The sequence below is a fragment of the Algibacter pacificus genome (genome assembly GCF_008033385.1).
GTDB lineage: Bacteria > Bacteroidota > Bacteroidia > Flavobacteriales > Flavobacteriaceae > Algibacter > Algibacter pacificus.
This window is the reverse complement of the sequence record NZ_VOGY01000001.1, coordinates 159,642-182,665: the sequence shown is the minus strand read 5'-3', so window position 1 is coordinate 182,665 and position 23,024 is coordinate 159,642. Positions and strand designations below refer to the sequence as shown.

At 33.2% G+C, this 23,024-nt stretch carries 17 protein-coding genes; 10 read left to right on the top strand and 7 right to left on the bottom strand.

Translation table 11 applies throughout. The features are described 5' to 3' along the window. Nucleotides 1–83: 83 nt before the first annotated feature. Nucleotides 84–407 carry a YbaB/EbfC family nucleoid-associated protein gene (locus FQU21_RS01415; protein WP_147676241.1) on the top strand — a complete coding sequence of 108 codons (324 nt, stop codon included), beginning with the start codon at nucleotides 84–86 and terminating at the stop codon, nucleotides 405–407. Nucleotides 408–420: 13 nt separating this feature from the next. Here FQU21_RS01415 and FQU21_RS01410 read toward each other — a convergent pair whose 3' ends face one another. After that, a complete protein-coding gene (locus FQU21_RS01410; RefSeq protein WP_147676240.1) occupies nucleotides 421–1,437 on the bottom strand; it encodes a threonine aldolase family protein in 1,017 nt (338 codons plus the stop codon). 94 nt (nucleotides 1,438–1,531) lie between these two features. Here FQU21_RS01410 and prfB point away from each other — a divergent pair. The 3 genes from prfB (at nucleotide 1,532) to FQU21_RS01395 (ending at nucleotide 5,719) form a co-directional block, all read left to right on the top strand. After that, nucleotides 1,532–2,642, top strand: a protein-coding gene (gene prfB, locus FQU21_RS01405; protein WP_147676239.1) for a peptide chain release factor 2 whose coding sequence is annotated in 2 segments (ribosomal slippage) — nucleotides 1,532–1,594 and nucleotides 1,596–2,642 — 1,110 coding nt in all. Because the reading frame shifts where the segments join, the coding sequence is not laid out codon by codon here. Between the two features lie 65 nt (nucleotides 2,643–2,707). Continuing rightward, nucleotides 2,708–3,049, top strand: coding sequence for an arsenate reductase (glutaredoxin) (gene arsC / locus FQU21_RS01400; RefSeq protein ID WP_147676238.1), 342 nt, complete (start codon nucleotides 2,708–2,710; stop codon nucleotides 3,047–3,049). A 252-nt stretch (nucleotides 3,050–3,301) separates the two neighbouring features. Continuing rightward, nucleotides 3,302–5,719, top strand: coding sequence for a TonB-dependent receptor (locus tag FQU21_RS01395; RefSeq protein WP_147676237.1), 2,418 nt, complete (start codon nucleotides 3,302–3,304; stop codon nucleotides 5,717–5,719). A 117-nt stretch (nucleotides 5,720–5,836) separates the two neighbouring features. Here FQU21_RS01395 and FQU21_RS17360 read toward each other — a convergent pair whose 3' ends face one another. Continuing rightward, nucleotides 5,837–6,013, bottom strand: a complete 177-nt coding sequence (locus FQU21_RS17360) for an ATP synthase subunit B family protein (RefSeq protein ID WP_187269296.1) — start codon at nucleotides 6,011–6,013, stop codon at nucleotides 5,837–5,839. Between the two features lie 351 nt (nucleotides 6,014–6,364). On the opposite strand from FQU21_RS17360, the gene fumC reads away from it, so the two are divergent. Next, a complete protein-coding gene (gene fumC / locus FQU21_RS01390; protein ID WP_147676236.1) occupies nucleotides 6,365–7,762 on the top strand; it encodes a class II fumarate hydratase in 1,398 nt (465 codons plus the stop codon). Nucleotides 7,763–8,048: 286 nt separating this feature from the next. On the opposite strand, the gene rpsA is transcribed toward fumC, so the two are convergent. Beyond that, on the bottom strand, nucleotides 8,049–9,881 hold the full coding sequence (gene rpsA, locus FQU21_RS01385; RefSeq protein ID WP_147676235.1) for a 30S ribosomal protein S1: 1,833 nt from the start codon (nucleotides 9,879–9,881) through the stop codon (nucleotides 8,049–8,051). Between the two features lie 322 nt (nucleotides 9,882–10,203). Here rpsA and FQU21_RS01380 point away from each other — a divergent pair, with 322 nt between their 5' ends. The 4 genes from FQU21_RS01380 to FQU21_RS01365 all read left to right on the top strand — a co-directional run bounded on the left by FQU21_RS01380 (nucleotide 10,204) and on the right by FQU21_RS01365 (nucleotide 16,666). Further along, nucleotides 10,204–10,584: a LysM peptidoglycan-binding domain-containing protein gene (locus FQU21_RS01380; RefSeq protein ID WP_147676234.1), complete on the top strand. Its 381-nt coding sequence runs from the start codon at nucleotides 10,204–10,206 to the stop codon at nucleotides 10,582–10,584. Between the two features lie 160 nt (nucleotides 10,585–10,744). After that, on the top strand, nucleotides 10,745–13,660 hold the full coding sequence (locus FQU21_RS01375; protein WP_246124711.1) for a sensor histidine kinase: 2,916 nt from the start codon (nucleotides 10,745–10,747) through the stop codon (nucleotides 13,658–13,660). 7 nt (nucleotides 13,661–13,667) lie between these two features. Then, a complete protein-coding gene (locus FQU21_RS01370; RefSeq protein WP_147676233.1) occupies nucleotides 13,668–14,420 on the top strand; it encodes a LytR/AlgR family response regulator transcription factor in 753 nt (250 codons plus the stop codon). 185 nt (nucleotides 14,421–14,605) lie between these two features. Then, entirely contained in the window at nucleotides 14,606–16,666 is a 2,061-nt protein-coding gene (locus FQU21_RS01365; RefSeq protein WP_147676232.1) for a T9SS type A sorting domain-containing protein, read from the top strand. A gap of 51 nt (nucleotides 16,667–16,717) precedes the next feature. Here FQU21_RS01365 and cmk read toward each other — a convergent pair whose 3' ends face one another. The 4 genes from cmk to FQU21_RS01345 all read right to left on the bottom strand — a co-directional run bounded on the left by cmk (nucleotide 16,718) and on the right by FQU21_RS01345 (nucleotide 21,936). Further along, nucleotides 16,718–17,413, bottom strand: coding sequence for a (d)CMP kinase (cmk, locus tag FQU21_RS01360; RefSeq protein ID WP_147676231.1), 696 nt, complete (start codon nucleotides 17,411–17,413; stop codon nucleotides 16,718–16,720). Nucleotides 17,414–17,532: 119 nt separating this feature from the next. Beyond that, entirely contained in the window at nucleotides 17,533–18,552 is a 1,020-nt protein-coding gene (gene porQ, locus FQU21_RS01355) for a type IX secretion system protein PorQ (protein ID WP_147676230.1), read from the bottom strand. A gap of 117 nt (nucleotides 18,553–18,669) precedes the next feature. Next, nucleotides 18,670–21,120 (bottom strand): endopeptidase La, encoded by a 2,451-nt coding sequence (gene lon, locus FQU21_RS01350; RefSeq protein WP_147676229.1) that lies wholly within the window; start codon nucleotides 21,118–21,120, stop codon nucleotides 18,670–18,672. A gap of 165 nt (nucleotides 21,121–21,285) precedes the next feature. Further along, nucleotides 21,286–21,936: a rhomboid family intramembrane serine protease gene (locus tag FQU21_RS01345; RefSeq protein WP_147676228.1), complete on the bottom strand. Its 651-nt coding sequence runs from the start codon at nucleotides 21,934–21,936 to the stop codon at nucleotides 21,286–21,288. 56 nt (nucleotides 21,937–21,992) lie between these two features. On the opposite strand from FQU21_RS01345, the gene FQU21_RS01340 reads away from it, so the two are divergent. Beyond that, entirely contained in the window at nucleotides 21,993–22,883 is an 891-nt protein-coding gene (locus tag FQU21_RS01340; protein WP_147676227.1) for a lysophospholipid acyltransferase family protein, read from the top strand. Nucleotides 22,884–23,024: the final 141 nt, after the last annotated feature.

The following is a 23,024-nucleotide window of genomic DNA, read 5'->3' as shown; positions in this document are numbered from 1 at the left end:
TTTTCATTTTTCGTTTAAAATACAACAATTTAGCCAAGTATTTAATAGATTTGTGCTTACCAACCCCCTAAATTTATAGAATTATGTTTGGAGACATGATGGGCATGATGAGTAAACTCAAAGAAGCCAAGAAAAAAGTTGAAGAAACTAAAACACGTTTAAACACCGTTTTAGTCGATGAAACAAGTTCTGACGGAAAACTTAAAATTACGCTCACAGCTAACAGAACCATTAAATCTATCGAAATTGACGACACGTTATTAACAGACAAGGAGCAGCTTGAAGATTACCTTATTTTAACATTAAATAAGGCTATTGAAAAAGCCACTCAAATTAATGAAGCCGAACTTGCTGCCGCAGCAAAAGACGGCATGCCTGATATTCCAGGCATGGATATGTTTAAGTAAATCTGTTTTAAAATTAAAAAGTTCTTAATTCACTCAAAAGTTTATCGTGCATAACATTGGTGTAATCCAAATGCGTAACCATACGCAATTTACCACCGCCCATACTTATAATATGGATGTTTTTATCGGCTAATTTTTGAGTGAATTCTTTTTCATTAACTTCAGGCATAAGCTCAAATATTACAATATTTGTTTCTATAGGCTCCACAGATTTTACAATAGAAAGTTGGTTTAAAACAGCTCCAATACCTTTTGCTTTTTTGTGATCTTCGGCCAGCCTTTCTATATTATTATCTAAAGCGTACAATCCTGCAGCCGCTAAATATCCAACTTGGCGCATATTGCCACCAAATATTTTTCGGATTCTAATAGCGTTTTGCATGATATCCTTATTACCAACCAAAACAGAACCCACCGGGCAACCTAGCCCTTTACTTAAACACACCGAAATAGTATCAAACACGTTTCCGTATTGTTCGGTCGTTTCATTCTTGGCAACCAAAGCATGCCATAAACGGGCACCATCTAAATGAAACCCCAGATTATTTTCAGTGCAAACGGTTCTAATTTTTTCTATTTCATTAAAATCCCAGCAGGATCCACCGCGCTTGTTTGCCGTGTTTTCAATTTCAACCAAACTGGTTTTACTGTAATAATAAGCGTCTGGATTTATGGCTTCCAAAACATCCTTTGTCGTAAACATCCCGTCATTAACATCCAATAAATTACAAGACACGCCACTATTAAAAGAAGCGCCGCCAGATTCGTAATTAAAAATATGGGCATATTTATCGCAAATGACTTGATCGCCAGGTTGCGTATGTAATTTAATTGCGGTTTGGTTTGCCATAGTGCCGCTAGGAAAAAACATGGCCGTTTCTTTACCAAACATTTTGGCTATTTTGGTTTCCAAAGCATTCACTGTTGGATCTTCTCTAAACACATCATCGCCAACTTCGGCTTGCATCATGGCTTCCAACATGGGTTGAGATGGTTTGGTAACGGTATCGCTTCTTAAATCAATAATCATAACTTCAATTTGCCGATAAAGCTATAAAATTATATTCAGAATTGTTTTCTGCTGGGACAAAGAAATCCTATTTTTGTTTCAAATAAATTGATACATGATAACTTCCGATCAAATAAAAGATCTTAATACCCGCCTCGATAAACTTAGGCACTATCTTTGACATAGACGCCAAACTGATAGAAATACAAAACGAAGAAGAACAAACTTTCGACCCCAATTTCTGGAACGATTCCAAAGCTGCAGAAATTATAATGAAATCACTACGTGTGAAGAAAAAATGGGTGGAAGATTACAAAACGGCAAAAACGCGATGCGAAGACCTTGAAGTGCTCTATGAATTTTACAAGGAAGACGAAGCAACTGCCGAAGATGTAGAAACCCAATACAACTTATTAGCCACGCAATTGGAAGATATTGAGTTTAAAAATATGCTTTCGGAAGAAGGCGACAGCCTAAGCGCCGTACTGCAAATTACTGCTGGTGCTGGCGGAACAGAAAGTTGCGATTGGGCGAGCATGCTAATGCGTATGTACCTGATGTATGCCGAAAAAAGCGGATTTAAAGTGAAGGAACTCAACTTTCAAGAAGGCGATGTTGCGGGTATAAAAACCGTAACGCTAGAAATTGAAGGCGATTTTGCTTTTGGTTGGTTAAAAGGTGAAAATGGTGTGCACCGTTTGGTACGTATTTCACCGTTTGATAGTAATGCCAAACGCCATACTAGTTTTGCTTCGGTTTACGTATATCCACTTGTTGATGATACTATTGAAGTAGAAATAAACCCCGCCGATATTGAAATTACAACTGCTAGATCTAGTGGGGCTGGTGGGCAAAATGTAAACAAAGTTGAAACTAAGGTTCAGCTGTTGCACAAACCTACAGGGATTCAAATTCAATGTTCAGAAACCCGATCTCAGCACGATAATAGAGCGCGTGCTATGCAAATGCTTAAATCGCAATTGTATGAAATTGAACTGCAAAAACAATTGGCACAACGTGACGATATTGAAGCTGGAAAAATGAAAATTGAATGGGGAAGCCAGATTCGGAATTACGTCATGCATCCTTATAAATTAGTAAAAGATGTACGTACAGCCCACGAAACAGGGAATGTAGATGCCGTAATGGACGGGAATATCGATAGCTTTTTAAAAGCCTATTTAATGATGATGGGGCAAAAAGTTGAAGACGACGGACAATTATAACTTATAAAAAATAAAGCCTTGCAGATTCCAAACCTGTGAGGCTAAATAAAAAACATAGTATTACAATGACCACAATTTATCATAACCCACGCTGTTCAAAATCGAGACAAGGCTTAGAAATTCTGGAACAATCTGGAAAACCTTTCGAGGTTGTAAAATATTTAGACACGCCCCTTTCCGCGGAAGCGTTAACTGAAATAATAACGCTTTTAGGTATAAAACCCATAGCATTAGTTAGAAAAAACGAAGCCATTTGGAAAAGTGACTTTAAAGGAAAAGACTTAACCGATGCCGAAGTTATTGATGCCATGGTGCAAAACCCAAAACTTATTGAACGCCCAATTGTGGTTAATGGAAATAAAGCGGTTATTGGTAGACCGCCTAGTTTGATTGTTGATATTGTTTAAATTAACTCCCTTAAATTTAATATAAAATATTTTTTTTAACAAAAAAGAAAGTCAAAAGGTTCAATTAATCACATAATTATAACAATAATTGAACCTTATTATTCAGTATACCAAAACGTTACAAAAACTCATCAAAATTCACCACCTCGCACCCCTAATTTTAGCTTTATTAATTAACAAACCTTTAACGAAAGGAGGCTAAACCTCGACATAAATTTATGGTCTTATTTCAAGAATCAATTAACAAATATTATGGCAAAGCCTTTATTTTTATTTATTTTATTAAGTACATTTTCCATATTTGCAATAGCACAAAAAGAAGTTAAAATAAGTGGAAAAGTAATAGATAAAGAAACCAATCAACCTTTAGAATATGCTACTATTGCTTTTTTCAACAAAGAAAAAAACAAAATAGAAACCGGTGGTATTACCGATTTAAAAGGTCATTTTTCCATCCCTGTTCCTGTGGGATTATATAATATAACAGTTGAATATATTTCATTTAAAACCATAACTATAGCCAATAAAAAAATTACAAAATCGGAAAATATTGGCACTTATGCCTTAGAAATTGACACCGAATCTTTAGGAGAGGTTGAAATTATTGCCGAACGTACCACGGTTGAAATAAAACTCGATAAAAAAATCTATAACGTAGGAAAAGATTTAACCGTAAGCGGAGGCTCGGTTAGTGATGTTTTAGATAATGTTCCGTCGGTTTCTGTAGATGCAGAAGGTAGTGTCGCTTTACGCGGAAATGATAACGTCCGTATTTTAATAAACGGAAAACCTTCGGGACTAGTAGGTTTAAATTCAGCGGAAGCGTTACAACAATTACCTGCCGATGCCATTGAAAAGGTTGAAGTAATCACCTCACCCTCTGCAAGGTATGAAGCAGAAGGCACGGGGGGCATTCTTAATATTATACTTCGTCGCAGTAAATTATTAGGCTTTAATGGTTCTATTTCCACAAATGTTGGCCATCCAGATGCTGCTGGAATTTCTGGAAATATAAATTACAGAACAGGCAATGTAAATATTTTTAATACCACATCATACCGCTATAATGAACGTATTGGCCGCTGGTATAGTGATGTGAAATATTTTGATGATAATACTCCCGATTTAGATGAAAAACGAAACTGGACCGATACGAGAAAAGGTATTACAACAAACACTGGAATTGAATGGTATATTACCGATTCGGCATCTCTAACAAACTCTATTGTTTACAGCGATAATAGTAGTAATAACAATTCGGTTAATAACCTTATTCAGCTAGACAAAACAACCAATGAAACCAATAAAAGTGTACGACGAGATCCAGAAAATGGTGAAAGCAACACCTTTCAATATGCCTTAAATTTTATAAAAGATTTTAAAACAGACGGACATAAATTTTCTTTCGATTTTCAATTTGAAAATTCTAATAATGATAAATTTTCTATCATTAACGTCGATGGTACTGATACAGATATTTTAAATAACTGGGAAGATTCTCAACAAATTTTACTTCAAACAGATTATGTATTACCCTTAGGTGATAACAGCCAAATTGAAATGGGTTACCGCGGTGATTTTACCACAACAGAAACCGATTACCAAGTCTCTTTACTTAATGAAGACACTAATTTATTTGAATATAACACCGACTTATCGAATCTCTTTAATTTTAAACAATATATAAACGCTGCTTATTTTCAGTTTGGTAGTAAAATAGAGGCATTTTCATATCTGTTAGGTTTGCGAATGGAAAACACCAGAAATACCTTAGATCAACCAACTTCGGGAGATTTTAAAAGAAAAAACTTAACAGGCCTATTCCCTACTATTAATGTTAGTTATAAGTTTAGCGAAGATGAAAGCATAACGATTGGCTATAACCGAAGATTGCGCCGGCCACGTGGTTTTATGCTAAACCCCTTCCCGTCTCGATCTAGTTTAACCAATATTTTCCAAGGAAATCCAGATTTAAACCCTACTTACTCTAGTGTTTTTGATATTGGATATTTAAATAGATTTGGAAAATTCACGTTAAGCTCTTCTGTTTATTATTCAAATTCTACTGCGGTAATGACTTTTGTGAGTCGAAATAATGGAGATACGGTTATTATAAATGGAGAAGAATTCCCTGTAATAGTACGTGGCCCTGTTAATTTAGCCACCGATGATCGTTATGGTTTTGAGTTTAACTTAAACTATAGCCCATCTAGAAAATGGCGTATAAATTCCGATTTTAATATTTACAAATTAGAACGTGATGGTGAATATGAAGGTATTAATTTAGATGCCAACAACTTAACTTGGAATGCGCGCTTAACCAACAAACTAACATTGCCCTACACTATCGATTGGCAAACAAATTTAAATTATCGCGGGCCAAGTGTAGATTCGCAAAACGACCGACAGGCCAGTGGAACGGTAAATACTGCACTAAGTAAAGATATTTTAAAAGAAAAAGCTTCTATAGCCTTTAACATTAGAGATGTGTTTAATTCTGGCGTGTATAGAAATGATATTACAGCCGAAACCTTTACATCATATCAAGAAGTTCAACGTAGAGGTGGCACAACGTACAACCTGTCTTTTACGTACAGATTTAATCAACCAAAGAAAAAAGAACGACCTAGTGGGGGTTATAACAGCAGTGGGGATGGTATGGAAATGTAATATAAAAACCTCGAAGCACTATTTCTTCGAGGTTTTTTTTGACTTACATAAATTGAATGCAATAAAAAAAGGAAGCTCTATGAGTTTCCTTTTTAAATATATATTTAAATTAAACCCTTATGAGTTTAATCGCTTTGCTTTCTTTTCTTCTCTAATTTCTTGCAATCTTTCAATGATAGCTCCTCCAATCCAATAAGGAATAACAAATGATATTAGGAAAATCATTAACCAAAATCCTAAAGTTAATATACCTAAAAACGCTAAAAAGCCTAAATATTGATCAAAATCAAACATAATTGTTGGTGTGTATTATAAATATGGCACAAATATAACATAAAGCATTATGTTTTCCAATACCAATATCAAGATTTATCAACAGGTTATTCACTACTATACATTACGCTTTACTCTAGACTCAAATGGTGTTTTATAGACTTAAATCTTTTAATAAAAATTATTTAAAACAAATACTCTTATTTACTTTTTTAAATTAATCAAAATAAAAAACGATAATTTATTCCTATTAGATAGAATGGTTTTAAATGTTGTGAATTTATCAAAAAACCACTATAAAACTCCTCTTTTTAAAAGGATAAAACAGCTAAATAAATTAACTTTGTAATTCATATTTTAAATTAATAGACCATGAGTTACAGAATAGAAAAAGATACTATGGGCGAGGTAAAAGTACCAGCCGATAAACTTTGGGGCGCTCAAACAGAACGCTCAAGAAATAACTTTAAAATAGGACCTTCTGCTTCCATGCCGTTAGAAATAGTATACGGTTTTGCATACTTAAAAAAAGCTGCTGCCTACACCAATTGCGAATTAGGTGTTTTAGATTTTGAAAAAAGAGATTTAATAGCTAAAGTATGTGATGAAATTTTAGCTGGTGAGCATGACGACCAATTCCCATTAGTAATTTGGCAAACCGGGTCTGGAACTCAAAGTAACATGAATGCTAATGAGGTGATAGCTAATAGAGCACACCAATTAGCAGGAAAAGTTATTGGAGAAGGCGAAAAAACAATTCAACCTAATGATGATGTGAACAAATCACAATCGTCTAACGATACGTTCCCTACAGGCATGCATATTGCAGCTTATAAAAAAATAGTTGAAACGACCATTCCCGGCGTAAAACAACTTCGTGAAACCTTAAAGAAAAAATCGGACGCTTTTAAAAATGTTGTTAAAATTGGACGTACGCATTTAATGGATGCTACACCTTTAACTTTAGGACAAGAGCTTTCTGGTTATGTAGCTCAATTAGATCATGGCTTAAAAGCTCTAGAAAACACCTTACCTCACCTTAGCGAGTTAGCTTTAGGAGGAACCGCTGTTGGAACCGGATTAAACACCCCAAAAGGTTACAGTAAACGTGTTGCAGAATACATTGCCGAGTTTACAGGATTGCCATTTATAACAGCTCCTAATAAATTTGAAGCTTTAGCTGCACACGACGCCTTGGTTGAAACTCACAGCGCTTTAAAACAACTAGCAGTATCTTTAAACAAAATTGCTAACGATATTAGAATGATGGCTTCTGGACCACGTTCTGGAATTGGTGAAATTATAATTCCTGCCAATGAACCTGGAAGTTCTATTATGCCTGGAAAAGTAAATCCTACACAATGCGAAGCTTTAACTATGGTTTGCGCCCAAGTTATAGGTAACGATATGGCTATTTCAGTTGGCGGTATGCAAGGTCATTATGAATTAAACGTATTCAAACCTGTAATGGCTGCTAACTTTTTACAATCGGCGCAATTAATCGGTGATGCTTGTAAAAGTTTTGACGAAAATTGTGCTGTTGGTATAGAGCCAAACCAAGAAGTAATTACTAAATTGGTAAACAATTCACTCATGCTAGTTACAGCTTTAAACACCAAAATTGGGTACTATAAATCTGCTGAAATAGCAAATACAGCTCATAAAAACGGAACCACTTTAAAAGAAGAAGCCATTAATTTAGGTTATGTTACCGCTGAAGATTACGATGCTTGGGTAAAACCCGAAGATATGGTAGGTGCTTTAAAATAGTAAACCTTCCTTTATTTATATTAGAAAAGCCGATAACATAAACTTGTTATCGGCTTTTTTTTTTAGAATACATTTAGCCAAATTAAAAACTCTTTTTAAGACCTATTAAAGTATTAAACCTGTTGCTTTAATAAAAACTATAATACGTAATTAAAAAATAAATTCTCTTTTATTGTTATACTAAAAAAGCTTGATATTAAACATTAAGTGATAAAAAAAGCTCCTCGTTTCCGAGGAGCTTTAATTTTATAAATAGACTTCCGTTTACACGGAAAAAAGAAAACAATTATGCTTTTCCATCCATTTTATCTTTAAGCGCTTGTAAGGCATCATTAGCATCACCTAATGTTGGTTTTGCTTCTGCTGCTTGAGCTTCTGCTTTACGCACAGCTTGCTTAACAATTTTTGCTTCTTCTGCTCTAAATACAGCAGTATGAGATGCTACAACTCTTTTGAATTCTTTATTGAATTCAATAATTTTAAATTGTGCTTCTTCACCTTTCTTCAACTTAGTTCCATCTTCTTTCTCTAAGTGACGAGATGGTACAAATGCAACTATATCTTCGTTAAATTCAACCGTAGCTCCTTTATCAACTATCTCTGTAATAGATGCGTTATGAACGGTATCTAAAGCAAATTCAGTTTCATATTTATCCCAAGGATTAAGCGTTGTTTGTTTGTGTCCTAAAGATAATTTACGACCTTCAACATCTAACTCTAATACTACAACATCTAATTTATCGCCTACAGCGCAGAATTCAGATGGATGTTTAATTTTCTTAGTCCAAGATAAATCTGAGATATAAATTAATCCGTCGATACCTTCTTCTAATTCAACAAAAACACCAAAATTTGTAAAGTTACGTACAACACCTGTGTGTTTAGAACCTAATGGGTATTTTGCTGTAATATCAGTCCAAGGATCTTGAGATAATTGTTTGATACCAAGAGACATTTTACGATCTTCTCTATCTAAAGTTAAAATTACTGCTTCAACCTCATCACCAACAGCAACAAAATCTTGGGCAGAACGTAAATGTGTAGACCAAGACATTTCAGATACGTGAATTAAACCTTCAACACCATCAGCAACTTCAATAAATGCACCGTAATCTGCAATTACAACCACTTTACCTTTTACTTTATCACCAACTTTCACCTCTTCTGCAAGCGCTTCCCAAGGGTGTTTAGATAATTGTTTAAGACCTAATTGGATTCTAGATTTGTTTTCATCAAAGTCAAGAATTACAACATTTAATTTTTGATCTAACTCAACAATCTCATTTGGATGGTTGATACGTGACCAAGATAAATCGGTAATGTGAACTAATCCGTCAACACCACCAAGATCGATGAATACACCATAAGACGTAATGTTTTTAACAATACCTTCTAATACTTGACCTTTTTCTAATTGACCAATAATTTCTTTTTTCTGGATTTCGATATCCGCTTCAATAAGCGCTTTATGCGAAACAACAACGTTTTTAAACTCGTGGTTGATTTTCACAACTTTGAATTCCATAGTTTTGTTTACATATTGATCGTAATCTCTAATTGGTTTAACATCAATTTGAGATCCTGGTAAGAATGCTTCAATTCCGAAAACATCTACAATCATACCACCTTTAGTTCTGCATTTTACAAAACCGTTAACGATTTCTCCTGTTTCGTGTGCTTTATTTACACGATCCCATGCTTTAATTACACGCGCTTTTCTGTGAGATAATACTAATTGACCTGTTGCATCTTCACGCACATCAATTAAAACTTCTACCTTATCACCAACAGCTAAATTAGGATTGTAACGAAATTCGTTTAAAGAAATAACACCTTCAGATTTTGCGTTAATGTCAATAATAGCATCTCTATCAGAAATGTGTACTACTGTACCTTCAACAACCTCATCGTTTAATGTGTCTACGAAATTTTCGGCTACTAATTTTTCAAATTCTTCTAATTGCTGACTATCAACTTCATCAATTCCTTCTTCGTAATTGTGCCAGTTAAAATCTGCTAAGAATTTTTCAGGGTTTGCTTGTGCTTCAGATACTACTGGAGCTTCTACAGGGTTTGCGTCAGTTGCTTCAACTTCAGCTGGGTTTGCGTTTTCCGCCATTTAATTAAATTTATAATACTGTTTATGTCGCTTTCGCGGAAGAATAACAGCATTATTTTTTTGTATTCCGTATGTTTTGGACAGTTTAAGCGAGTAACACACAGAAGTGTTATATATAATTTTAATTTTTTGTTCCTTTTATCTGTTCCAATAATTCGCTAAAAGGAGTGCAAAAATACATATTTTCAGTTAATTAGCCTAATTAGATTAATAAATTTTAGATTACTGATTATAAGGTTAATAATAAAATTGAAATAATTACTAAAATTTGGCACCTGTTTTGTTATATTTAACTTGTTAAACAAAATAAAATTCTACACTTATGACAATGAAAGCAAAATATCAACCTGTATTAGATTTAGGCGAAGCCTTAAACATTCAAAACGGCGATGTTAAAGAAGAAGATGGCCAATTAAAAGTTTGGGGAACAGCAAATACACCTTATGAGAAAAACCTGATTTGGGATAAAATAAAAGAAATAGGTGGCGACAATCCAACGGATATTATGGCAGATATTAAAGTTGCCGACGACAGTATATTTCACAAACACACTGTAAAAAGTGGTGAAACTTTAGGTAAAATTGCTAAGCAATATTATGGTAATGCATCAAAATATCAAGCTATTTTTGAAGCCAACACAAATATCTTAAAAAACCCTGATGTGATTCACCCAGATCAAGAATTAATTATTCCTAACTTGTAGGAACTAAACTTATTTGTAAAAAAGGCGGCTTTATGCCGCTTTTTTACTTTATGCCTTTACTAGAAGATATTTTAAATGTTAACCTGAATTTCAGAAAAAAAACATCTGTTTTCAGAAAATCCTTGTTTCAAAACTAAGTAATATGTAATAAGTTTGTTTTGTGACTCTAAATAACCTTAAAAAACATATTATTTTAACAGTATTAACTATTAATACTTTTATGCTATTGGGGCAAAACCCAACACATACTTACCTGCAACATATTTCCCCATTACCCGACATCGAATTTTATGATGTTTTAGAAGACCAACAACTCTACATTTGGCTGGCGGCCGATAAAGGACTTTTTAGATATAACGGAAGAGATTACAAAAGCTTTAGCCATCCTGAACAAAAATCAAATTCTTTATTCCAGTTAACTTTAGATAAAGAAAACAGAGTATGGTGTAACAACATTTACGGACAATTATTTTATGCTGAAAATGATAGTCTAAAACTTTTTTATGACGCTAGTAAATTGGTAAAAGGGCAATTAGCGCCTTATGAAATTACAGAAAACTATATCAGATTATTTACTGTAAACGGTATTTATGATATTGATAAAACTACCAAAAAGGTTTCCAAGATTTTTGAAGGAACATGCATTAGCAATACCAATAATAAGCAAATTAATTACAGCTTCGTTATTAACACGGAAGAAGATCTCAAACATCATCGTATCTATAAATTCGACAACAATAAACCTTCAAAATTATTTGAAATAACAAACACCAAAATTATAGACTCTCCAAAATTGTTCGCTTTTAATGATACCGTATTCTTTACTCATAAAAGTATAAACGGAAATATTATTTATTCTATAAACAAAGTAAATGATGTAATAACGAAGCTTAAAACACCTTCGAAACTACAAAATGAAATTATTTATGGACTTCTAAATCTTAATGATTTGTATTGGTTTTTAACCAATTCTGGTGTATTTATTTATAAGTTTGAACAAGAAACATTTACGTTTAAAGAACAACTTTTTAGTAAAGAATCTGTTACTGATATTCAAGTAGATTTTAATAATAATTATTGGTTCACCACCTTAGACAATGGGGTATTTGTATCTCCAAACCTTCATATTAGACATACAAATTTAGACTTTACAGATGCTAAAATAACTACTTCTGTTGGTTTAAATAACAACAATTTTGTTTTAGGAACTAACAACGGCAAACTGTTGTTTTATAATGAAAATCAACTTATAAAAACATTACAATTACCCGGAAAAAAGATCATTGGCAAACTTTTTTATGATGATATTAACGCGCAATTAATTGTTAGTATTAATGCGCCAGAATCGTTTATGGTCGATTTAAAAACCTATAAAATTACAGATGTACAAAATAGATTTTCGGTAGCAAAAACATTTTCAAAAATTAACGACAGCACTTTATTCTACGGTAATTATCGTCAAAGTATCATCTATAAAAACCCTTTTAACAAACCCGAAAAACAGATTATTAAAGACAGTCGCGTAAAGGAATCTGCAGTTCTAGACAATCAATTATTTGTATCTTATATCGACAAATTTTACAAGTACAATACCAGTTCCTTTTCTTCAGAAGAAATTCTATACAAATCCAACAGTTTATTAGTGAATGCTATTACAAAAAGTGATCGTGCTATTTGGTTAGCAACTCAGCATAACGGCTTATTGAAATTTGAAAATAATAACTTGTCAAAACCAGAAATTCAATTACCAAAACAGCTTCACATTAATAATATCCATTTTAATGAAGGTTTTTTATGGATTTCGACCGATTCAGGTTTATACCAATATCAAATAAAAAGCAAAAACATAAAATCGTTAAGCACTCAAGACGGCTTGAATACTGCTATAAATGACTTTTTAGTGCTTCAAGATAAAATTATTGTTACTTTACCTAAAGCCTTTTATACACTTCCTAAACACGATGGTTTGTTTAAAGCTTTTAAAACAGCTAAAGTTAAGATAGAAACAGTGCGTATTAACGACCGCGACACCTTGGTGCAACCCTATTATAACTTACCTTACAATTTTAATAAAATTGGCATTACATTCAACTCAAACGGATTTCAATCTAATCGGCACGTCAACTATCAATATCGTGTAAAACAGATTGATACTAGTTGGCAAAACATTCCTTTAAATACACACTTTGTCAACTTTAATAGTTTGGCAAGTGGCACCTATACTTTTGAGCTTAAAGCAAAAAACATCAGTGCCAAAAACTCTGTTTTTGCTGTTCCAACAACTTTTGAAATAGCCAAACCTTTTTGGGAAACCTATTGGTTTTATGGTTTGGTTTTATTGACTATTTTCGGGTTGATTTGGTTGTATTTTAAATGGCGATTACAACAAAAAGAAGCGCAACGCATTGCGGAAATCGATAAAATTTTAATCGATAAAAAAATCACCAATTTAAGGCTAGAAAATCTGCGTTCTCAAATGAATCCGCATTTTATTTTTAATGCTTTAAATTCCATTCAAGATTATATTGTATCGAATGAAAAAGAACTGGCAAGTTCGTATTTAGTAAAATTTAGCCGATTAATTCGCATGTATTTAGATTATAGTCAGCAAAACGAAATCACTTTAGAAGAAGAATTAAAGGCTTTAAAACTGTATTTAGAATTAGAAAAAGTGCGTTTTGAAGAGGAGTTAGAATATAATATTACCATTGATGAACAGTTAAATACGAAACAAATAAAAGTACCATCGTTATTCATTCAACCCTATGTAGAAAATGCTTTAAAACACGGATTATTACACAAGTTAACCAATAGACAATTAAAGGTTGAAGCTAAAATAATTCAGCAACATAAATTACAAATTACAGTTGAAGATAATGGTATTGGTCGCGCACAATCTGAAAAATTAAAACGACCAAACCAACAACACAACCCCTTTGCTACCAAAGCCAATGAAGAACGTGTGCATCTGTATAAAAACAAATTAAAACGCGATATAACCATCGCTATTGAAGATTTATACAATGAAACTCTAACCGCTTCAGGAACCAAAGTGGTTATAACAATGCCTATATAATACAACTATGAAAGCCATAATTATAGACGACGAAAAGCGCGCCAGACATTTACTATCTAAGCTCATAACCGAACACTGTAAAAGTGTTACTAGTATTGCCGAAGCGCAAGATTTAGCATCTGGTGTAGATTTGATAAAAGCATCAAAACCAGACGTGGTGTTTCTAGATATTGAAATGCCAAATCAATCTGGATTAGATATTTTGGAATACTTCCCAAACCAAATCGATTTTAAAATCATTTTTGTAACTGCTTACAACCAATATGCTATTGAAGCCTTTAAGCTTTCTGCAGTAGATTATCTGTTAAAACCGGTTGACACTAACGAATTAAAAGAAGCCGTTGCTAAAGCCGAAGAAGCTATAAAAGCCAACAACTTAAACGACCAACTAAACAAATTGCGCGATTCGTTAAAGCAACTATCAATGGATAAAATCGCTTTAGAAATTCCTAAAGGTATCATGTTTGCATCGCACAGCGATATCCTTTATTTTGAAGCCGATGGTATGTACACCAACGTCCAATTGATAGATGGTAAACAAAAAACAATTTGTAAACCTTTGAAACATTTTGTAGAGCAATTAGAGCGTAATACCATGTTTTTTAAATGTCATCGATCGTATTTAATCAACCTAAAATATGTAGACGAATTGGTAAAAGACGATGGTGATTATTTACTAATGAACAATCAAAAACGTATCCCAATTTCAAAATCTAAACGTGATCAGTTTCTAGAAGTAATCAAAGAGACATTTATGTAAACACCTAATAATTACCCCTTATTCACAACAACAAATATTCGCTACATTACAAAAAAACAATGGCGTAAAAACAAACTTTTATATAACTCAGAAAAAAATTACACCTATTCAGAAAAAAACCAATTAAATCCCATTGAATTTGTAGTTAATTTATAGTTCATTCTTTTAACTTAATTTCAATTACAATGAAAAAAACTTTACTCTTATTTTCTTTTTTAGTAGCGACGGCATGGTATAACATACATGCACAAAACGTTAACTTTCTAGATGCTAATTTTAGAAACCATTTGTTAGCAGATACTGCAATTAACACCAATAGCGATTCTGAAATTTCTGTTGCAGAAGCACAAGCTTTTACAGGAACTATAACCGCCACAGGACTTGGGATTACTGATTTAGCAGGAATTGAAGCCTTTATAAATATTACCACCTTAGAAGTTTATGATAATAATTTAACGTCTTTAGATGTTAGTAATAACACTAGTTTAACAAGATTGCATTGTGCAAACAATCAAATTACTACATTAGATGTTAGCGATATTCCAACATTAAACCAAATACATTGTCAAAATAATCAGCTAATAGAGTTAAATTTAGCCAATGGTAACAATGCTAATTTTTCGTATATGAAATCTTATGGCAATCCCAACTTAACTTGTATACAGCATGATGGTAGTTTTTATCCACCTTATACCAATGCAGGTCAATATGATAACGGGTGGACAAGAGATAATAACTCAAACTATTCAACTAACTGTGGTTATGAACCTATTTATGTAGATGTAAATGCTACAGGAGCAAATGATGGTAGTTCTTGGACTGATGCTTACACAACCATACAGGATGCTTTGGCTGTAGCTAGTACAAATTCTAGACTATGGGTAGCTAAAGGAACCTACAAACCATCTGCACAAAACACTCCTTTAGAAATAAATGCAACTATTTCTATTTATGGAGGTTTTAATGGTACTGAAACTGAACTATCGGACAGAGATGTAACCAAAATCACCACAGACAATGCTACTATTATTACTGGAGATATGAATGGTGATGATATTGATGGTGATTTTACAAGCAATAAAAGCGATAATGCCGATCGTTTAATATTGGTAAATGCTGTTGGTATAACATTAGATGGTTTAGTTTTACAAAACATTTACGATAACACAAGTAATGCAAATAACCAAGACAATGGGGTTATTTATTCAAAATACACCGGTGCTGCAACTTGGATAGAAAACCTTAGTATAAAAAACTGTACTTTTAAAAATAATTATAGTAACGACTTTTTAATAAAAGGATTTGGTTTAAAAGATAATTTTAAACTTTATAACGTTAGTTTTACTAATAATGTAAGTGTTGGGCAAAGTATTATTTTATTACATGTAGATCGTTTTAATGAAATTTATGCAAACTTTACAAATGTGTTGTTTGCTAATAACGAAACAAAATTCTCTATTATAAACGCATATAGAATTCCTAATGGCTCTTTTACAAACTTTAGAGAATTACACTTAACTTTAACTAATAACTCATTTATTAACAACAATGTAGTAAATACCAATAACACATCTTATGGCCAATGTGTTATTATGGGATCGGAGAATACTTGGGGGCAGTTATTTATAAACAACTCTATCTTTTTTGGAAATACGTTAAATGGTGTCTTTGCAGACAGAGACATTTCTTACGGAACTCAAGGTAATGACTATGCTCTAACTATTAAAAATTCAATAGTTGAAACCTCAAATAACGGAGGTGCATCAGGTAGATTATCAGCACCATCATTTACAAGCGTTCAAGATTTAGATCCAAGTACAGTATCACTTCATTTAGATGCAGAATACAAACCAATGTCAGCTTCAAATTATATACTAGATCAAGGTAACAATTCGCTTTATGATACAAGTGCTTTTGGTGATTTAGATTTAGCAGGTAATGATAGAATATTTAACAGCTCTATAGATCTTGGTGCCTTTGAATATGATTCTACATTAGGAATAAATGATGTTGTTTTAAATAAAGACACAGTGAAACTATATCCAAATCCTGTGAGTGACAGATTGTTTATTACATCTGAAGAGTTAATTGAAAGCGTGTCTATTTATACTATTAACGGACAATTAGTAAAACAGTCTAATACAACAATCAATGGCATTGATGTCTCTAACTTATCATCAGGGCTTTATTTATTAAACATAAAAAGTAATTCAACTAGCCTGAGTAAGAAGTTCTTAAAACACTAACTTGGTAATCTTAAAAAAAAGCATTCAACTAAATTTAGTTGAATGCTTTTTTTATTTTGTTTTTTCTAAAGTTTTTTTGACTATATCCAACAACTTATCATATTGTTCTTGTAGTGATAAATTAGAATTATCAATTTCTATGGCATCCTCTGCTTTTACCAAAGGAGAATCTTCGCGAGTAGAATCTATACGATCGCGTTCTTGAACGTTTTTCAACACATCCTCATACAGCACCTCATCACCTCGTTCTATAAGTTCATCATATCGACGGATGGCTCTTTTTTCAGCGGTAGCCGTCATAAACAATTTAAGATCGGCATCTGGGAATACAACCGTACCAATATCTCTACCATCCATTACCACACCTTTCTCTGCTCCCATCTTTTGCTGTTGCTCCACTAATTTTGCTCGCACTTCAGAAATAGCTGCAACCTGACTCACAAAACCAGAAACTTCTAAAGTCCTGATGGCTTTTTCAATGTTTTCACCATTTAAATACACTTCGGCAAAGCCTAAGTTGTCATTAAATTTAAAGCTAATCTGTATGTTGTCTAGCTGAGAAATTAAGCCTTCAACATTAAAGCCGTCTTTAGAAATTAATCCATTTTGCATGGCATAATAAGTAACCGCACGATACATGGCTCCAGAATCCACATATACATAACCGAGATGTTTAGCTAATTGTTTGGCAACGGTACTTTTTCCTGTTGACGAAAACCCGTCGATTGCTATGGTAATTTTACTCATGTAATTTTAAATTGGAAACGAATGATTATATGGGTATGTGTTTTACAAGTTTCAAAAATACCCAAAGAAATATAAAGTATAAAATAAAACGGTTTAAATTAAGTTTGAAACTGATCTTATTATTGTAAATCTATTTGTAAACCAAAAAAGTTAGCGTTGGCTGCGCTCGAATATTTTGCATGGGTATAACTAAAACGCATTTTATTCATTTTAATACCAATTCCTGCCGAAATACCCGAAAAATTGCGCTGATCTACTATTTTTAATTCCTCACCTCTTCTAAAATTATAACCTAACCGAATATTAAAACCACTTTCTGGGAAAAGTTCTGCGCCTACAATAGTATGCCTGATAACTTGACCGATAAACCCAATATTTTCAGAAGTCGTATTTCCACTTAAATCACTGGTTTCACGTGCAGGATTTGGACGCGAAATTGGCCATTCTTGAAGATTTTCTAAAGTAAGATGCCAACGAATGGGTACATGCTCAAGCTTTTGAGACAAGCCCAAACTCACCTCGAAAGGAATAGATTCTTTTAAACCCGCATAAGTTGTAATCTGTGTTCCTAAATTCCTGACTACTAATGCCGCATTAAAATCTAAATCCTCATTAATATAGATTAACCCTAAATCTACGGCGCCACCAAAGGAACTGTATTGTTCTAGTTTTGAAGTAATTAATTTAAGATTTCCTCCGAAATAAAAATCGGAAAACCCTATTTGTGTCGCATAACCAACCGATAAAGCCGTTTCACTACCATTAAACGTTCCTGTAGAATTTCCGTCTTCATCGTAACCGTCAAATTGGCCATAATTCACATAAGTAATTCCTGCATGAATAGTTTGTGTACGTCTGTCAATAGTATGCGCATAAGCTGCGGTTCCATAGCCAATTCCACCTAAATAACTCACATAATTTAATGCGAGTTGATTATCCATTTCAATGTTTATGGTAGCTGGATTATATAAGGCTTGCGTCACATCATAATCCACATTGGTTAATACTTTACCTCCTAAAGCGGCTTGGCGTGGCGATGACACTAGATTTAAAAATTGATAGGTAGATTCACCTCCCACTTGCCCACTTGCCAGCAAACCAAAAGAAAAACAAAAAAGAGATAAAGTTTTTTTCAGCATATAATTTAAAACGTAAAGAAAATAAATCTATCTTAAAAACGAAGGGTTAACCTTTTTATTTTAACAAATTTATTTTCTTTACAATTTTAATATGAATTTCAATAGAACGCCTAGTTGTTATAGTTCTTTGGCGTTTTTAACTTTTTCATCGGTAATGGCGTATTTAATAACATCGCTCATATCTGTAACATAATGAAAAGTTAAACCTTTTAAGTATTCTGGTTTTATATCTTCAATATCCGAACGGTTTTCTTCACACAGCAAAATTTCTTTAATTTTAGCACGTTTTGCTGCTAAAATTTTCTCTTTAATACCACCAACAGGCAACACTTTACCACGTAGCGTAATTTCACCTGTCATCGCTAAACTTTTCTTTACTTTTTTCTGAGTAAATAAAGAGACTAAAGAAGTTAACATAGTTACCCCTGCACTTGGTCCATCCTTTGGTGTTGCACCTTCCGGCACGTGAATATGTACATTGTATTTATCGAAAACTTCTGGATTTATTCCAAATTCATCGGCATACGATTTTATATATTCCATGGCAATGGTAGAGGATTCTTTCATAACCTTACCGAGGTTACCGGTAATAGTCATCACCCCTTTTCCTTTAGAAATAATAGATTCTATAAATAGAATATCGCCCCCAACACTTGTCCAAGCTAAACCAGTTACTACACCGGCCACGTTATTATTTTCGTATTTATCGCGTTCTAATTTAGCACCACCTAAAACTTCAATAATATCGTCGTTGGTCACTTTTACATTGTAATCTTCTTCCATAGCGATATTTTTGGCTGCATAACGCACCATTTTCGCTATTTGTTTATCTAAACCACGTACACCAGATTCTCGTGTATAACCTTCTACAATTTTTTCTAATTGTGGTTTTCCTATTTTTAAATTTTGGGCCGTTAATCCGTGCTCTTTTAATTGTTTTGGAAGTAAATGGCGTTTACCAATTTCCACCTTTTCTTCAATAGTATACCCCGTTACATTTATAATTTCCATACGGTCGCGTAAGGCTGGCTGTATGGTATTTAAACTATTTGAAGTGGCTATAAACATCACTTTAGAGAGGTCGTAACCCATTTCTAAAAAGTTATCATGAAACTCACTGTTTTGCTCTGGATCTAAAACTTCAAGCATGGCTGAAGATGGATCGCCTTGGTGAGAATTTGATAACTTATCAATTTCATCTAAAACAAAAACAGGGTTCGATGTTCCAGCTTTTTTCAAACTTTGAATAATACGCCCTGGCATAGCACCAATATAGGTTTTTCTATGTCCGCGTATCTCCGCTTCGTCTCTTAAACCACCTAAAGAAATACGCACATACTCGCGTCCTAAAGCCTCGGCAATAGATTTTCCTAAGGACGTTTTACCAACTCCCGGAGGACCATACAAACATAAAATAGGCGATTTCATATCGTTACGAAGTTTTAAAACCGCTAAATACTCTATTATTCGGCGTTTCACATCTTCTAAACCAAAATGATCGCGATCCAAAATCTTCATGGCACGTTTTAAATCGAATTTATCTTTACTAAATTCGTTCCATGGCAAATCTAAAAACAACTCTAAATAATTGCGTTGTATAGAATATTCTGCCACCTGCGGATTCATACGTTGCATTTTTGATATCTCTTTTTCAAAATGCTTAGCTACTTTTTCACCCCATTTTTTGGTTTTCGCCTTCACTTTCATTTCTTCTATTTCCTCATCATGACTTACGCCTCCCAATTCTTCTTGGATGGTTTTCATTTGTTGATGTAAGAAATACTCACGTTGCTGTTGGCTCATATCCATTTGAACTTTAGATTGGATATCATTCTTAAGTTCTAATTTCTGAAACTCAACATTCATGAATTTCAAGGTTGCCAAAGCACGAGATTCAAGATCGTCCATTTCTAAAAGCGACTGTTTTTCGGCCACAGAAAGATTCATATTAGACGATACAAAATTTATTAAAAACGAATTGCTTTCAATATTTTTTATAGCGAAAGCGGCTTCACTAGGAATATTTGGATTTTCTTTTATAATTTGAAGAGCCAAATCTTTTATAGATTCTATAATGGCGGTAAATTCTTTACTTTTTACGGCTGGTTTAGCTTCTTCAATATCTCGAATAGTAGCCGTCATGTAGGGTTCTTCCGTAAGAACTTCGGCTACTTTAAAGCGTTTTTTACCTTGAATAATTACGGTAACGTTACCATCGGGCATTTTTAAAACACGTAAAATACGGGCTACGGTTCCTGTTTCATTAATTTCACTTGCCGTTGGATCCTCGACCTCTTCATCTTTTTGAGCAACCACTCCAATAACTTTTCCGCCTTTATTGGCATCATTTATTAGTTTAATAGACTTATCGCGGCCTGCGGTAATTGGAATCACTACGCCAGGAAACAACACCGTGTTTCTCAATGATAAAATTGGCAGGGTTTCTGGCAATTCTTCATTATTTATCGCTTCTTCATCTTCAGATGTCATTAACGGAATTAATTCTGAATTTTCATCAAACTCCTGCAATGACAAACTGTCAAGAGTTGTAAATTTTGATTTTTTCATATATTTTTTTGAGTCAAAATGTCATTAAAAACACCTTGAGCTTTAAGTTTTATTATTTAGGTAAAAAATTAAGATACTGAAAATCAATTAATTAAAATAACATTTTCACACATAACATCTCTATAATTTCAATTGCTATGCCATTAATGATCTTAAACGTTATTATTACAACTTGCCCATTTTCTTCATGATAAACAATAAAACAATAGGTAAAGCAAGTAAACCAATCATTAACGGATTGGTAATAAACAATGTAGGAACCAAAAATAAAGTAATAGCATAACCACCAATGGCACCACCAAAATGCGCATCGTGACCAATATTTCCTACTCTATTTTTCATACCATAAATAGAATATAATAAATAACCAATACCAAAAAGATATGCTGGAATGGGAAAGGGAATCATAAACAAATACAAACTCATATCGGGTCTAAACAAGATAGCAGAATATATAATACCACTTACGGCTCCACTGGCACCAACAGCACTGTATTGGTATTCATTTTTATGAAAATAAAAGGATAATAAATTCCCAAACAGGAGACTACCAATATAAACCGCTAAAAACCCAACCACACCTAAATAACTTACAACACTGCCCGCAAAAAAATATAAAGACAACATATTAAACAATAAATGTTGCGTATCTACATGCAAAAACCCTGCACTAAAAAACCTGATTTTTTCGCCACGTTGCACGCCTGAAATATTAAATTTGTATTTTTCGAAAAAAGCATAATCACCAAATCCTTTATAAGATATTATAACGTTTGCTGCAATCATAATGATGGTTATTAAATCTAAATTTCCCATTTGGTTTAATTATTTAAAATTGAATTAACATATATTTGCAAATCTAAAATTATTTCATGCAATTATTAGCCTATATTATTCTTTATCCACTTTTATGGTTAATTTCTATATTGCCTTTTAGGTTGCTTTATGCTGTTTCCGATGCGGTTTACGTACTTATCTATTACATTATTGGCTACCGAAAAAAAGTTGTTGCTAGTAATTTACGCTTAGCGTTTCCTGAAAAAACGGATAAAGAACTCGCTTTAATTCGAAAAAAATTCTACCACCATTTATGTGATATGATTTTAGAAGCGGTAAAATCCATCACTATTTCGGAAGCGGAAATAAAAAAACGCTTTCGTTTTACGAATTTAGAGGAAATCCATAAACTTGAAAAAGAAAACAAAAGTGTTATTTTGCTTATGGGTCATTACGCGAGTTGGGAATGGGTTTTTATACTACAAGCCCATGTAAACTATAAAGGTTACGCCGTTTACAAACAATTAAGCAATACATATTTTGATGCTTTAGTAAAGCGTATTCGAGCCAAATACAACAGTCATTTAATAACGACAAAAGAAACGGTTCCAACGCTTTTACGCGCCAAAGTAAATAAAGAATTAACCCTTAATGGTTTTGTTTTCGACCAATCTCCTAGAGCCGATAAAGCTTTACATTGGCAAAATTTTATGGGGGTAAAAGCACCTGTGCATGTTGGTGCCGAAGTCCTTGCCAAACGATTAGATATGGCCACGGTGTTTCTAAAAGTTAAAAAAATAAAACGCGGTTATTATGAAGCCACGTTTATGGATATTGTAAAAAACCCTAAAGCCTTAGAAAATTACAGCATTACCGATGCCGCTTTAAAACGCGTTGAAGAACAAATATACGAAGCTCCCGAATATTACTTATGGACACACAAACGTTGGAAGCATAAGGATAAAGTGCCAAAGGAATTTTTGTAAAGAGGTAAAACTAATGCTCTAAAAATTCTTTTTTCGATGGATTTTGCCACGAATACACGAATTTAAAAAAATGTTTTCCTTTATTTCTATATCACAAATAAAAAAGGAGTTAATTGTCAAAGACACCTAACTCCTTTTTTA